Below are 14,259 nucleotides of genomic sequence, written 5' to 3' on the forward strand. Positions count from 1 at the left end.
GGCGTTGGTGGAGCAGGCACAGGGGGCTGCGGCGTTGGTGGGGCAGGCACAGGGGGCTCGGGCGTAGGTGCAGGAGGACCGGGCGTAGGAGCTGGTGGCTCGGGCTTTTTAGGCTCCGGCTTCTCCTTGGGATTCTTGGGGACCTCTGGCTCGGGCATCCTAGGAGACTCCCCATTGCAAGAAAAGAATAGGATAGCAAGAGTCATAAGGGTCATCGCATTAAAAATAGTAATCTTCTTCATTACCTAACAGTTTGATATTAAAATTGTCAATTAAAAAAAGCCCGCAAATTTAGAATGAATTTCCATTCGCCACTAGTACCACCAGCCAGGAACTTCACATTTATTTAAAGTTTAAGAAACGCCTTCACTCCGACAACTGTCACATTTATAGGCATATTACAACACTACAAAGCTTCACCTAGAGCACACTTCATTATTTTTTATTTGGCAAACCTGTTTTTACACTAACGTTTTTTATGTCCATTAACATCACCTCCCGACAATAGCCAGTAGAAAGATTACAGGCATACACCTGCCGTTGTGAGGAGCACCTTTCTCAAAGAGTCAAATACATAAAGAGACTGTTGCACGAAGGCGATCTGCGGCGTTGCTTTCGGAATTCGGCCTAGGTCACGTACGCTAGTACGTGACCTTTGGCCTCATCCTCAGCGCCTTGCATCTCATCCTCGTGCAAAGTCTCAGCACATTTGCTTCAAATGTGCGAGAATGGCACTTCGTGCAACATTCTCATAAATGTACTACCACACAGAGCTTCCTATGGTCGTTCGGATACCAAAAGAAAAGTGCAAACTAGGTCAAGTCCGGCTAAAAAGAGAGGCTCCACACTCAGCCGATACAGCTAAGTCTGGAGCCTCTGATATTTTCAGTGATATCGAATTTACCTCACTCGGATACTACGCCCTACCCTAAGAGTGGTGCGTGAAGAGATATTATTGAGGCTACATAGTTTATTGACACTCGTGCCGTGCCTTTTGGCAATTGTGGAGAGCGTATCCCCCTGACGGATGCGATACATCTGCACTCCGCTACCGGAAGTCCTATGGCTAGCCCTATTGATAGCCCTTCTACCATTCCCTCCATTGTACTTAGAGGCGAGGCACAGATACTCCTCACACTTTGGCACACCTGTATTGAAATCAATGAGATGATCAGGATTGATCGCTTGTCCTAGATAACGCGCCTCGAAATGGAGGTGTGGCCCTGTAGAGCGACCAGTGCTACCCCCGAGTGCAATCGGATCACCCGCACGCACAATCTGATTTTCCTTGATCAACACCCTAGAATTATGCGCATAGAGGGTCTCCAATCCATTGGTATGGCGCACAACCACATAGTGCCCATAACCACGGCGGTCGAAGTCCACCATTCGCACCTTGCCATCAAAGGCAGCTCGAATAGTATCTCCCACACGCACCGAGATATCAATTCCATAGTGCATACGTCGGAAACGACGGCGATAGCCATAGCGACTATTCACTCGTTTCAGCTCATCAAGGGGATAGACAAACTGAGATAGATCTACCATAAAGCTATCAGGCACCTCAGCTTTTAAGCTCCCAATAAAGGGATTGACCGCATTATTGTGCCACGATTGCTCTCCATACAGATCAATAGAGGGGTACTGCAGATCCTCCTCCGAAGCAGTACCAAAGCCCATAGACTTATTGATTGCCTTGGTATAATCGGCCAGCTTCTTGTTATTCTTCAGAAAGCCATCATTGTCGGCCATTAACTTTGCCACTTCCGCTATCGCTGTAGAGGTGTCAGCGGGGGGTGGTGTTTTACTCTCTTGCTTTCTTTCGGCCTGCTTTCCAACGGTATAATTGGGCACCTGAGCACTCGCCAATAAACCAATGGATAGGCACGAACATAGAAGTGTAAAAATCCTACTCGTCATTACTTAGAATTCCGATAAAAAAAACTCTCAAATAAAATTGGTTGTAAACACGAAATGACCGTAAGGATTATATCCAAAGAACGAGAAATAGGGCTTCCTACCACCCGAAGTCCACAGATAAAACCATCACAATCGCTCGCAAGATACCAATATATTTTATACCTCGGTTGTTTTTTTGCATTTTTTCTGCGTTATTAACACACAAAAGGTACAATTTAAGGTGGAATATGACCACGAAAGATGGAAAATAGGGACCTCTTACAGCACCCTATATATATAAGTAAAAACTGAGATGCAACTAAGCAATCGGTTAGTTGCATCTCGGCATTTGCTTAGTTGCAACTAACCGATTGCTTAGTTGCATCTCGGCAAATGCTTTTGTATAATATTGAATTCCAGGTGGTTGCGAATGGGCCTCTGCGCCCCTTATTTTAGCCAAGGATTCCACCTTACTTCTCAGCCTGGAATTCCAGAAGATGCAGTACTTTGTGGAGGTAAAAAGGGATTCTAAACTAGTATCGTCTCTATAAATAAGAATCCCACGGTTGACGCCTCTAACGCATAACCCATTAATGGAGGTTCGGCTATCTCCTTAACCTCTCTTTTTTTGGTATCTTTGTAGATACAGAAAGAATGATAACAATATGGGCAGAAAAAAGAAAGTAGAGAAAAGAAGGGGGCGGAAGGGTACACAGAAAGTCGGCAGGTCACGATTTTCGAGAGACACTAAGCCCAAGAAAGATAGAAGCGTATCGAGAGTACGTGGCCTAGTGCTTCAGTACTTCCGCAATAGCAAGGGGGAGGCATCGGACTACCGGCAAGTAGCCGAAGGGGTCGGTGCCGAGGGTGACCTAGCAGTGGAGATGGTGCGTGAGGCGATGGTACAGCTGGCACAGGAGCGTGTGCTAGTGGCAGATAGCCTACCCGACCGCTATCGCTATGTAGCACCACGGCAAAAGATGGAGGGCATCCTCCGCCGTAAAGCTGGACGTGGGCACAATATGTTTTACCCCGATGATGGTGGCGAGCCCATCCGAGTGGCTGAGCGAAATACTGGGCATGCGATGGACGGCGACAAGGTGGTGATGAACCGCCTTGCCACCCGTAGAGGTCAAGAACCGGAGGGGGAGATTGTAGAGATCCTAGAGCGTGCCGATACCAATTTTGTAGGGGTGATTTCTATCCTCAATGATGTTGCTTTCCTTATCACCGAGAGTAATAAGCTCGCCAATGACATCTTTATACCTCGTGACAAACTAAATGGAGCTCAGGATGGCGACAAGGTGGTAGTGAAGGTATTGGAGTGGCCCGAGCGAGCCAAGAACCCAGTCGGCGAAGTGCAGGCGGTGATCGGCAAGCCAGGGGACAATGATACCGAGATGCATGCGATCCTAGCAGAGTATGGTCTGCCTTTCAAATACCCTGAGGAGGTGACTTTGGCGGGTGAGAAACTGGATGCCAACAAAGCTTTTAGCGATATCTTCCCCCGTAAAGATTTCCGTAAGCCACTCACCATAACGATTGACCCTGAAAGTGCTAAGGACTTCGATGATGCCCTTTCGCTAGAAAAGGTGGGCGAAGGACGCTGGGAGGTAGGGGTACACATTGCCGATGTGACTGCCTACGTGCTACCCGATGATGAGATTGATCGGGAGGCGGCAAAGCGTGCCACGAGTGTCTATCTAGTGGATCGCACGGTGCCGATGCTTCCAGAGCGTCTTTGCAACGACCTCTGTTCGCTCAAGCCGGGCGTGGATCGCCCCGCCTACTCAGTCATCTTTCAGCTAGATGACGAGGCGAAGGTGCTTGACTATGAGATCACTCGCGCCATCATTCACAGTGATAAGCGGCTAACCTACGAGGAGGCACAGGCGATGATTGATGGGGCAGATCAACCCGAGACGGCAGCTATTCAGACCCTCAACAATCTTGCGAAGAAACTCCGTGCGGATCGTATGAAAGCGGGTGCCATCGCTTTTGAGCGTTCGGAGTTGGCCTTTAGAATTGATGACCAGGGGAAGCCTTTGGAGATTTATGTTAAGCATCCTATCCCTGCCAATCATCTGATTGAGGAGTTTATGCTACTTGCCAATCGTACGGTGGCGAAGCATATCGGCACACTTTATGGTGAAGGGAAGGAGGGACCTACCTTCGTTTATCGTGTCCACGACACTCCCGATGCTGAGAAGCTAGCCGACTTGGCAGAGTTTGTAGGGCGTCTGGGCTACAAGATCAAACCTACTGGCACGCCAGAGCAGATTGCTCGTAGCCTTAATGACCTTCTGAAAAAGGTGCAAGACAAGCCTGAAGCGGAGCTAGTGGAGACGCTCACGATCCGCACTATGGCAAAGGCTATTTATCAGACCGAAAATATCGGTCACTATGGCTTGGCCTTCCCATACTACACCCACTTTACCAGTCCGATTCGTAGGCATCCCGATATGATGGTGCACCGCCTACTTACCCACTATATGAATGGTGGAAAGAGCCTCAAGAGAGCCGATATTGAGGAGATTTGTAAGTATGATTCGGAGCAGGAGCGCAAAGCCACTGAGGCGGAGCGTACCTCTATCAAGTACAAGCAGGTAGAGTTTATGCAAAACCACCTCGGAGAGGTCTTTGATGGGGTGATCAGCGGAGTGAAGGAGTTTGGCGTCTTTGTAGAACTCGTCGCCAATGGTGTGGAGGGGCTGGTGCCTATCCGTGACCTTGACGATGATTATTATGAGCTGGATGAGAAGACCTACTCTCTCGTTGGCTACAATACGAAGCGACGTTTTTCTCTTGGCGATAAACTCACGATACGCGTAGCTAGAGCAGACTTAGACAAGAGGCAATTGGACTTTGAATTACTTTCGTAAAGAGGCAAGATGAAGGACGAGGAGAGGATCATAGAGGGGCTAGAAGAGTTTGACATCCGTGGCATAGAGCAGGGCGATGAATCTTTGAGAAGTAGCATCAAGCAGGAGGAGGATCGGGACAATGCGCTTCGGCCTGCGACGTTTGAGGACTTCCAAGGGCAGCCCTCAGTGGTGGAGAATCTAAAGGTTTTCGTTGCCGCAGCTAAGTTGCGCGGGGAGTCGCTGGACCATGTGTTGCTCCACGGCCCACCCGGACTGGGAAAGACCACCCTTTCGCAAATCATTGCTAACGAACTAGGAGTACAGATCAAGGTGACCTCTGGGCCGGTGCTAGATAAACCTGGCGACCTCGCTGGAGTGCTGACCTCTTTGGAGCGAAATGATGTACTATTTATCGATGAGATCCATCGGATGCCGCCTGTGGTGGAGGAGTATCTCTACTCTGCAATGGAGGACTATCGGATAGATATTATGATTGATAAGGGGCCGGGGGCAAGGAGTATTCAGATAGACCTCAATCCCTTTACCCTGATTGGGGCGACCACTCGCAGTGGACTACTGACTGCCCCGCTAAGGGCTCGCTTTGGGATCAATATGCACCTCGAGTACTACGATACGGAGACGCTGACGGGGATAGTGAAGCGAAGTGCCGAAATTCTTGGCATCGCCTGCGATGATCAGGCAGCCTTGGAAATAGCACAGAGGAGTCGTTGTACCCCTCGTATTGCCAATGCCCTACTCCGCCGAGTGCGTGACTTTGCACAGGTGAAGGGCTCGGGACGTATTCACCACGAGATTGCTACTTACGCACTGGAGGCACTCAATATAGATAAGCATGGGCTGGATCAGATTGACCATAAGATCTTGGGCGTCATCATCGATAAGTTTGATGGCGGTCCGGTAGGGGTCGGCACCATTGCCACGGCGATTGGAGAGGATCCTGGCACGGTGGAGGATGTCTACGAGCCATTCCTTATTAAAGAGGGCTTTATGAAGCGTACCCCTCGTGGGCGTGAAGTAACTCGACTAGCTTACGAGCACCTCGGCAAGGAGTGGCGCCCCAATAACCCTAAAAGCCTCTTCGAGGACTTCTAAAGCGTGGTGAGATGAGTGCAGGGATAAAGGCGTTGGCGAAGGATACGGTCATCTATGGTGCTACCAATATCATCAGTAAGTTCCTCAACTGGTTATTGGCGCCATTCTATATCCGAGTACTGGCCGATAGCGCTGAGTACGGGATTGTGACCAACCTCTATGCCTGGGTGAGTATCATCTTGGTGATACTGACTCTAGGAATGGAGACGGGGCTATTTAGGTTTATCAATACGAGTGAAGAGCCGAAGCGGGTTTACGCGACTACCTTCAAGATAGTTGGGATGTCGGTGGCACTCTTCTTGCTGGTGGGGCTCCTCTCCTCTGGGATGATTGCGGAGGGGCTCGGCTATATGTCGCACCCCGAGTACATTGCTATCTTTGTGGTGATTGTGGCTTTGGATGCGCTGATGTCCATTCCTTTTGCCTACCTGAGGCATGAGCGACGGCCGTGGAAGTTTGCCTTCTTCAAGTTCCTCTTCATCTTCCTCAACATTGGGTTTAATCTCTTTTTCCTCCTCCTTTGCCCCTACTTGGTATCAAAAGGGGTGTCGCTGCCTAGCTGGCTATTTCGTGAGGGGTATGGTGTGGGGTACATATTTATCTCCAACCTCCTCGCCTCTACGATTGAGTTTCTATTGATGCTACCAATCATCAAGCCGGCTTTGAGAGGCTTTGATAGGGCACTAGTGAAGCCTTTGCTTCTCTACTGTCTGCCTCTGGTATTGCTCGGCTTGGCAGGTATCTTCAATAAAATGGCGGGGCAGATACTGATTCCTAGCCTCTATGCCGACCGTGCGGAGGGGATGGCGCAACTGGGTATCTATGGAGGGAACCTGAAGATCGCGGTGGTAATGGTGATGTTTATTCAGGCCTTTAGGTTTGCTTACGACCCTTTTGTCTTTTCGAAGATGAAGGCGACAGATGGCAATGATGCTTACCGTGTGGCGATGAATTACTTTATCTTCTTTGCGTTGCTGATCTTCCTAACGGTGATGTATGGGATTGATCTATTTAAGCACATTGTGGCACCTGACTACTACAGTGGATTGGTGGTGGTGCCGATTGTGATGGCAAGTGAGATCCTCTTCGGTATCTACTACAATCTATCGGTGTGGTACAAGGTAAGCGACCGCACGCACTATGGTGCTACCTTTTCGGTCATCGGTCTGCTGGTGACGCTGGCAGTGATCTACTGGGGGGTGCCACGATTCGGAATTGTCGCTGCAGCGTGGAGTGCCTTTGCCTGTAATGGGGTAATGCTTCTTTGCTCTTATATCCTTGGGCGAAAGCTACATCCGATTCCCTACGACACGGGAAAGAACCTACTGATTATTGCGTTGGCATTGGTCTTTTACTTTGGAGGAATGGCGATAGAGCCTAGTAGCCTTTGGCTAAAGCTTGCTCTAAGAGCTGGGCTTTTGCTACTATTTATGATCCTATCTATCTACTTCTTTGCACCCGAATTGAGAGTTGCACTTCGCCGACTTAAAAGACGATGAAAAACGAGATTAAACCGCTTGACTTCTACGCCATACGGGAGGGGAGCTATCTGGAGGTTCCCTTTCTTGATGATGGGCTATTTGCTGGATTCCCTTCGCCAGCAGAGGACCATAATCTTGAGGCAATTGACCTTACTTCCGAGCTGGTTAAGCATCCCAATACCACTTTCTTGGCCCGTGTGGTAGGAGACTCTATGATTGATGCCGATATCTATGAGGGGGATATCATCATTGTAGATCGTTCGCTGGAATTCAATCACAATGATGTCGCGGTCTGCTTTATCAATGGGGAGTTTAATATTAAGTACGTTGAGAAGACGGCCGAGGGTGAGCTCTATCTTGTCTCGGCCAATCCGAAGTATCCTCGGATGAAGGTGGAGCCTGAGGACCACTTTACGCTTTGGGGTGTGGTCACGTATGTGATCCATCAGCCCAACCCACGAAATCGCCATCGCTAGCCTATGTATGGGCTTATTGACTGCAACAACTTTTATGTGAGCTGTGAGCGACTCTTTCGCCCGCAGCTCAATGGGCGTCCGGTGGTGGTGCTCTCCAATAATGATGGCTGTGTGGTCTCTCGCTCAAATGAGGCGAAGGCCCTAGGGATACCGATGGGGGTGCCACTTTTTCAGATTCAAGAGGAGGTGAAGCGATACGGCATCGAGGTGTGTAGCTCTAATTACACACTCTATGGCGATCTCTCGAGGCGGGTGATGGCGATTGTACGGGAGGAGGTAGGGACTCAGGAGATCTACTCTATAGATGAGTGCTTTGTACAATTCGACCCTCGCGACGATTATATGGCAATGGCTAGGGGTCTTCGACGGAAGATTCTGAAAGGGGTGGGGATTCCTACTTGTGTGGGGGTGTCTAAGACGAAGACACTTGCCAAGCTCGCCAATCGGGTGGCGAAGAAAAACGAACAGCTACAAGGGGTGTATGCCATTGATGATAATGAGAAGTGGCGAGCCGCCCTTGAGTGGGTAGAGGTGGGTGATATCTGGGGGATTGGTCGGCGTATTTCGGCACGCCTCAATCAGTATGGCGTCTATAACGGGTATCAATTTGTGCGAAAAGATCCCAACTGGGTGCGGCAATCTTTTACCGTCACAGGGCTAGATACCTACCTTGAGCTAAAGGGAGAGCCACGTATTCCTTTTGCAAAGAACGATCAGGCAAAAAGCATCACCCGTTCACGCTCCTTTGGCACTTTGGTGACCGATGAGCATCAACTATTTAGTATCATACTGGAGTTTGGGGAGAAGTGCTGTGAGAAGCTAAGGGAGAATAAGTTGGCAGCACTTAAGGTGGCACTGGTACTGCATACCAATGCTTATAGGATTAATGACCAACAGCGTCACGAGTATGTGGAGGCTTACCTAACACTGCCTTCCAACAACCTCACGGAACTGACGCCGATCCTCTACCAACTCTTTAAGAAGGCATTTCGCCCAGGATTTAATTACAAGAAGGCGGGATTGCTCTTCTCGCAACTGGTATATGAAGGGGAGGTGTTGCCCTTTGAAGTGGAAGGGCAGGCGGAGCTGAAACAACTGACTGCCCTCGCCAAGGAGCTCAAGGATAAGTATGGCGACCATGCCCTCTACATCGCGGCTCGCAACCCGAAGGCACTAGAGGAGGTGGTCACTCGCAATCATGTGAGTCCCAACTACACCACAGAGCTCTCGGATATCCTTAAGATTCAACCAAAGTGAGGCGGTTGATGAGGGGTTACTTCTTGCTACGGTTCTTGGCATGAGCGGCACGCTGATGCTCCACTGCATCTAATCGCTTTTGGGCTTTAGCCTCTTTTGCGGTGACTTTCGACTGATCGCCTAGCATCGCCTGCAGTTCAAAGAGTTCATCTCTATACTGAGCGGCAGATACGAAGTCCAGTACTCGTGCCGCCTCTTCCATCGCTTTACGAGTTGCGGAGATACGCTCTTCCAAGGTCTCCTTGGAAAGGTAGTCAAAGCTCCGCTCCGCCACCTTCTGCTGCTCGCTCTGAAGACGGTACTCCTTAGTGGCTTTGCTCTCTATGCCACCACGACTTGGTCCAGTAAGGTCTAGGATAGAGGCACTCTTCTTAACTATCTGCTTCGGCACAATCCCATGCTCCTTATTGAAAGCCAACTGCTTCTGACGCCTGCGATTAGTCTCGTCAATGGTGAGCTGCATACTCGGGGTCACCTTACTGGCATACATAATCACCATGCCATTGACATTACGAGCGGCACGGCCAGCGGTCTGAGTAAGCGAACGGTGGTTACGCAGAAAGCCCTCCTTATCGGCATCCAGAATAGCCACCAACGAGACCTCAGGGAGGTCCAATCCTTCACGAAGTAGATTGACCCCGACCAACACATCAAAGTCGCCCCGACGAAGCCCCTCCATAATCTCCACCCTACGGATCGTCACCACCTCACTGTGGATATATTCCGTGCGGATACCCATCTCAGCGAGATGCTCCGATAGCTCCTCCGCCATACGCTTGGTCAGTGTAGTGACCAACGTCCGCTCATCACGCTCTATCCTTAGATGAATCTCATGCACTAGGTCATCTATCTGATGCTCCTCAGGTCGCACCTCAATGATTGGATCAGGAAGCCCAGTAGGACGGATGATCTGCTCCACAATGGTGCCTCCACTCTCCTCCAGCTCAAACTCAGCTGGAGTGGCACTGACATAAATGGTGCGATGGGTGAGCTCTTGGAACTCCTCGAAGGTCAAAGGACGGTTATCAATAGCGGCGGGCAACCTAAAACCATAGTCGACAAGATTAGTCTTACGGAAGCGGTCGCCAGCATACATACCTCTCACCTGCGGGATAGTGACGTGGCTCTCATCAATGACTAGTAAAAAGTCATCAGGAAAATAGTCAAGTAGACAGTAGGGACGCTCTCCAGCCGACCGACCATCGAAGTAGCGGGAGTAATTCTCAATACCATTGCAATAACCGAGCTCCTCCAGCATCGTGATATCGTTGGTCACCCGCTCATAGAGACGAGTTGCCTCCTCCGACCTCCCCTGCTTATGGAAGAACTCAACCTGCGACTCCAGGTCGGCACGGATCATCTCTATCGCATGCTCCGTCTGTTCCTTAGTGGTGACAAATAGATTGGCAGGATAGATTTGCACCGAATCAAGTACCGAAAGCTCATGCATATCCTTAGGGTCTACACAGCTGATTCGCTCCACCTCATCGCCCCAAAACTCTATACGATAGGCCATCCCTTCATACCCCTCCACCGCAGGGAATATATCTAGCGTATCTCCTTGGTTTCGGAAGGTACCAGGACGGAACTCCGCCCTATCATGAATATAATGAGCATTAACCAACTGCCTGAGGAAGTCATCTCTTGATATCTCCTCTCCCACTTTGATGTCAATTCGTTGCGACGCGTAATCACGAGGGTTGGCCATACCATAGATACAACTCACACTCGCCACCACAATCACATCCTTTCGTCCTGAGAGGAGCGAGGCAGTCGTCTTGAGTCGGAGCTTCTCTATCTCGTCATTGATCGACATATCCTTCTCAATGTACATATCGGTACTAGGAAGATAGGCCTCTGGCTGATAATAGTCGTAATAACTGACAAAGTACTCCACAGCATTATGAGGAAAAAAGCTCTTGAACTCCCCATACAACTGTGCGGCAAGCGTCTTATTGTGGCTCAACACCAGTGTAGGGATACCAAGGTTTTGGATCACATTGGCAATGGTAAACGTCTTACCCGAACCAGTCACTCCAAGGAGCGTCTGCTTCTCCTGTCCCGAACGAATCCCCTCCGTCAGTTGCTTGATCGCCTCGGGCTGGTCACCCATTGGCTTGAATTTCGATACCAATTGAAAGCTCATCATATCTCTACAAAGGTACTAAATAAATGAAGAGAAAGCGACAGGTTGGATGCAAGAATCATAAAGGCCTGCTAGGTTTCCCTAGCAGGCCTTTATATATTACACTATCTAAGTGTAGGAGAATTCTTACTTCTCAGCAGTCATGATAACTACACGGTTCCAAGCATTCTCAGCATAAGGCTGTACAGTGTCACCCTTGTAGTCGATAGTGATTTGGCTAGATGGCACACCATACTCATCGGTAAGGATACGAGCCACCTCGCGAGCACGCTTCTCAGAGAGAGTCATGTTGTAGTTAGAGCTACCAGTCTTAGCATCAGCATAACCGATAACAGTTACAGGGATGTTGTTGCTCTTAACGAACTCAGCAGTGTTGTAGATGTTGATCTTTTGGTTGCGATCTACTCTAGCACTACCGATACGGAAGTAAACTACATTCTCAGACTTAACCTTTGCCTCAGTAGCTACTACCTCTGGGCACTCTGGGCAACGTACTGGACGCTTGCTTAGCTCAGCATTCTGTGAGCGTAGAGAGTTGATCTCGCTCTGAAGGTTGTTAAGAAGAGCATAGTCCATAGGCTCAACAACATCAAAGTCGCTCTTGCCAAGGTTGAAGTTAAGACCAAGGTCTAGCTTAGCAAGCATGTTGTTTGGACGGTAATAGTGCTCATACATTGGACGGTAGATGTTAGAGAATACTACGCTAGGAGCGAGTACTAGGTCTACAGTCTTGCCAAGGCGGAAGCTAAGGTCAAATCCTACGTGTCCAGAAACAGCGTAGTTGATGTGAGCTAGCCAATCCTTTGCGCTATCCTCCTTTTGCTTGTTAGTAGCATCACAATTAGTAGCTGTTCTAGCAGCCATTACACCCACACCGATGTAAGGTACGAAGCGAACCGTACGGTTAGCGTTGTACACACCGAAGTAGTTAGCTGGGTCAAACATAAAGTCGATGTGAGGAGTCAAAGTATGGAACATATACTGGTGAGTATCGTCGGTCTTAGGAAGGTGCATATCTCTTACCCAAGCCCAATCTACCATCAGACGGCTAGCGAAATAAGGAGTATACCACTTACCGAATCCAATACCTGCCTCATAACCAAGACGCTCTGCAAAGTCCTTTGCCTTGATCTCTTGATTGTAGAAAGAGACACCATAGTTAGCACCTCCACGAGCGGAGATAAACCAATTGTCACCAGGGTTTAGCTGAAAAGCTGTATTCTTACCTGGCAGATTGGTTGCGTTTGCTGAGGTCTGAACCTCCTGTGCTGAAGCACTTAGTGCAAATACACTTGCTGCTACAAGTGCGATAACTTTCGTCTTCATAAAAAAATACTTTCTAATTGTACAATTCTCTTATATTCTCATTCAATAATCCGATACCTTGTCCTATTCAGACCGCGTTATCGGAGAGCCGACACGAACCTGTGTACGGTGTTTCTCTGACAAAGATAGCAATAACTCTTTAATTTACACAAAAAACAGCCGTTAATTGTAGGGTAATTCACATTATCCCCCTATTTACACCCATTTTGTAGCCTTCATTCAGCAAAAGCATGGCGATAACCCTCCTTAATATTCCAGTAGCCACGAGTAAAGTCGGGGACCTCTACAGGGGCAGAATTGTGCTCTAGCGATATGGCCGATAGCGGGGAGATGGCACTCCACTCTGCCATATCATAAACGTCCATATCCAGTGGCAGTCCATGGCGAAGACAATAGATTAGGCGATAATCCATAATAAAATCCATACCTCCATGACCACCTATCTCCTTTGCCATCTCCTCTAGCTCTTGGTGGATAGGGTGCTTATACTCCTGCATCATCGCATCCTGCACCTCCTTTGGCAACCACGAGTGTGCAGTCAGATCTTCGTGATCTGGCACCAAATCATCATCTACCGACTCATCCTTAAGGGCGAGCAATGGCATCGGATACTTAGAGGCATACCCTTTAGTACCAGCAATATTGTACTGACGGCTGTAGGGACGAGGGGTAGCTACATCGTGGTGCATCTCAATGGTGCGCCCTAGCTCTGTACGAATCAGCGTGACTGTATGCTGCCCATTCTGAAAGTCACTCACCTCCTCGCCTCTATTTGCCTTGAGCCACTCCGGAATACTCTTAGGAGTAGCATCCATAGAGACGAGATAATTCATCTTATCCCCTCTATGTATATTGAGTATCTGGCAAGCAGGTCCCATACCGTGCGTAGGGTAGATATCGCCTCGGTGCGTCTTATTGAAGGCCATTCGCCAATCCCCCTCGTAGGCATTCCAAAAGTCCTCCAGCTGGTGGATATACCCACCCTCAGCATAGACAATATCTCCGAGCAACCCCTTCTGAGCCATATTCAGCACCGTGAGCTCAAAGAAGTCGTAGACACAATTCTCCAGCATCATGCAGTGCTTACGCGTCCGCTCCGAAGTATCGATCAGTGCCCATATATCCTCTAGCGAATGGGCTGCAGGGACCTCTACCGCCACATGCTTTCCTTGCTCCATTGCATAGAGTGCTATCGGCACATGAGTTTGCCAATTGGTTGCTATATATATAAGGTCTAGGTCATCTCGCTCTACCAGCTCACGCCAAGCATCATCGCTACCATAGTACTCGGCTGCCTTAGGCAGCTCATGCCTTGTGAGTATTTCATTGGCTTTCTCCACACGCTCTTGATGGAGGTCACAGAGAGCTACCACCTTGGCTCCTGGAATATAGCAGAAACGATCCACAGCATCTGGACCACGCATTCCAAGTCCAATGACTCCTATACGTACGGTATCCAGTGCAGGGACAAAAAAGCCCACCATATGCTCCTGCCCCTCAGCTCGTAGGGGCACTTCCGTCTTGATAAGTCCGGGAAATGCATCATTACTGCCTGAAGGTCTACACCCAAAGGTAGCGACTACCAAAAGCGGTAGCACAATTATAAACAACAGTTTCTTAGCCATAAGTAAGCGTATAAGTGATAAAATGCTATATTTGCCAAGATAGCAATAATAATCAATACTACGGAATTATAA

10 protein-coding genes are annotated in these 14,259 nt (G+C 49.0%); 6 read left to right on the forward strand and 4 right to left on the reverse strand.

What is annotated here, in order from left to right:
- The coding region (locus A3GK_RS11530) for a hypothetical protein (RefSeq protein WP_211205457.1) at nt 1-249 on the forward strand (249 nt) is incomplete at its 5' end.
- A gap of 651 nt (nt 250-900) precedes the next feature.
- On the opposite strand, the gene A3GK_RS0105665 is transcribed toward A3GK_RS11530, so the two are convergent.
- Nucleotides 901-1,920: a peptidoglycan DD-metalloendopeptidase family protein gene (locus tag A3GK_RS0105665; protein ID WP_051052316.1), complete on the reverse strand. Its 1,020-nt coding sequence runs from the start codon at nt 1,918-1,920 to the stop codon at nt 901-903.
- A gap of 644 nt (nt 1,921-2,564) precedes the next feature.
- On the opposite strand from A3GK_RS0105665, the gene rnr reads away from it, so the two are divergent.
- From rnr to A3GK_RS0105690, 5 genes are read left to right on the forward strand one after another with little or no spacing between them, the layout of a single operon-like run.
- Nucleotides 2,565-4,781 carry a ribonuclease R gene (gene rnr / locus A3GK_RS0105670; RefSeq protein ID WP_018028505.1) on the forward strand — a complete coding sequence of 739 codons (2,217 nt, stop codon included), beginning with the start codon at nt 2,565-2,567 and terminating at the stop codon, nt 4,779-4,781.
- A 9-nt stretch (nt 4,782-4,790) separates the two neighbouring features.
- Nucleotides 4,791-5,876 carry a Holliday junction branch migration DNA helicase RuvB gene (gene ruvB, locus A3GK_RS0105675; protein ID WP_018028506.1) on the forward strand — a complete coding sequence of 362 codons (1,086 nt, stop codon included), beginning with the start codon at nt 4,791-4,793 and terminating at the stop codon, nt 5,874-5,876.
- Between the two features lie 11 nt (nt 5,877-5,887).
- Nucleotides 5,888-7,375: a lipopolysaccharide biosynthesis protein gene (locus A3GK_RS0105680; protein WP_018028507.1), complete on the forward strand. Its 1,488-nt coding sequence runs from the start codon at nt 5,888-5,890 to the stop codon at nt 7,373-7,375.
- On the forward strand, nt 7,372-7,833 hold the full coding sequence (locus tag A3GK_RS0105685; protein WP_018028508.1) for a LexA family protein: 462 nt from the start codon (nt 7,372-7,374) through the stop codon (nt 7,831-7,833). The genes A3GK_RS0105680 and A3GK_RS0105685 overlap by 4 nt, the downstream gene beginning before the upstream one ends.
- Nucleotides 7,834-7,836: 3 nt before the next feature.
- The gene (locus A3GK_RS0105690) at nt 7,837-9,090 is read left to right on the forward strand and encodes a Y-family DNA polymerase (protein ID WP_018028509.1); all 1,254 of its coding nucleotides are present in this window, start codon (nt 7,837-7,839) and stop codon (nt 9,088-9,090) included.
- A 16-nt stretch (nt 9,091-9,106) separates the two neighbouring features.
- Here A3GK_RS0105690 and uvrB read toward each other — a convergent pair whose 3' ends face one another.
- The 3 genes from uvrB to A3GK_RS0105705 form a co-directional block, all read right to left on the reverse strand.
- A complete protein-coding gene (gene uvrB, locus A3GK_RS0105695; RefSeq protein ID WP_040576011.1) occupies nt 9,107-11,236 on the reverse strand; it encodes an excinuclease ABC subunit UvrB in 2,130 nt (709 codons plus the stop codon).
- A 126-nt stretch (nt 11,237-11,362) separates the two neighbouring features.
- Nucleotides 11,363-12,562, reverse strand: a complete 1,200-nt coding sequence (locus A3GK_RS0105700) for an OmpA family protein (protein WP_018028511.1) — start codon at nt 12,560-12,562, stop codon at nt 11,363-11,365.
- 215 nt (nt 12,563-12,777) lie between these two features.
- Nucleotides 12,778-14,187, reverse strand: coding sequence for a Gfo/Idh/MocA family protein (locus A3GK_RS0105705; protein ID WP_018028512.1), 1,410 nt, complete (start codon nt 14,185-14,187; stop codon nt 12,778-12,780).
- Nucleotides 14,188-14,259 lie beyond the last annotated feature (72 nt).

Source organism: Porphyromonas somerae DSM 23386 (assembly GCF_000372405.1).
Taxonomy (GTDB): domain Bacteria; phylum Bacteroidota; class Bacteroidia; order Bacteroidales; family Porphyromonadaceae; genus Porphyromonas_A; species Porphyromonas_A somerae.

Coding starts and splice junctions, on each gene's coding strand:
- A3GK_RS0105665 (WP_051052316.1), bottom strand. CDS start 1,920: ATGACGAGTAGGATTTTTACACTTCTATGTTCGTGCCTATCCATTGGT.
- rnr (WP_018028505.1), top strand. CDS start 2,565: ATGGGCAGAAAAAAGAAAGTAGAGAAAAGAAGGGGGCGGAAGGGTACA.
- ruvB (WP_018028506.1), top strand. CDS start 4,791: ATGAAGGACGAGGAGAGGATCATAGAGGGGCTAGAAGAGTTTGACATC.
- A3GK_RS0105680 (WP_018028507.1), top strand. CDS start 5,888: ATGAGTGCAGGGATAAAGGCGTTGGCGAAGGATACGGTCATCTATGGT.
- A3GK_RS0105685 (WP_018028508.1), top strand. CDS start 7,372: ATGAAAAACGAGATTAAACCGCTTGACTTCTACGCCATACGGGAGGGG.
- A3GK_RS0105690 (WP_018028509.1), top strand. CDS start 7,837: ATGTATGGGCTTATTGACTGCAACAACTTTTATGTGAGCTGTGAGCGA.
- uvrB (WP_040576011.1), bottom strand. CDS start 11,236: ATGAGCTTTCAATTGGTATCGAAATTCAAGCCAATGGGTGACCAGCCC.
- A3GK_RS0105700 (WP_018028511.1), bottom strand. CDS start 12,562: ATGAAGACGAAAGTTATCGCACTTGTAGCAGCAAGTGTATTTGCACTA.
- A3GK_RS0105705 (WP_018028512.1), bottom strand. CDS start 14,187: ATGGCTAAGAAACTGTTGTTTATAATTGTGCTACCGCTTTTGGTAGTC.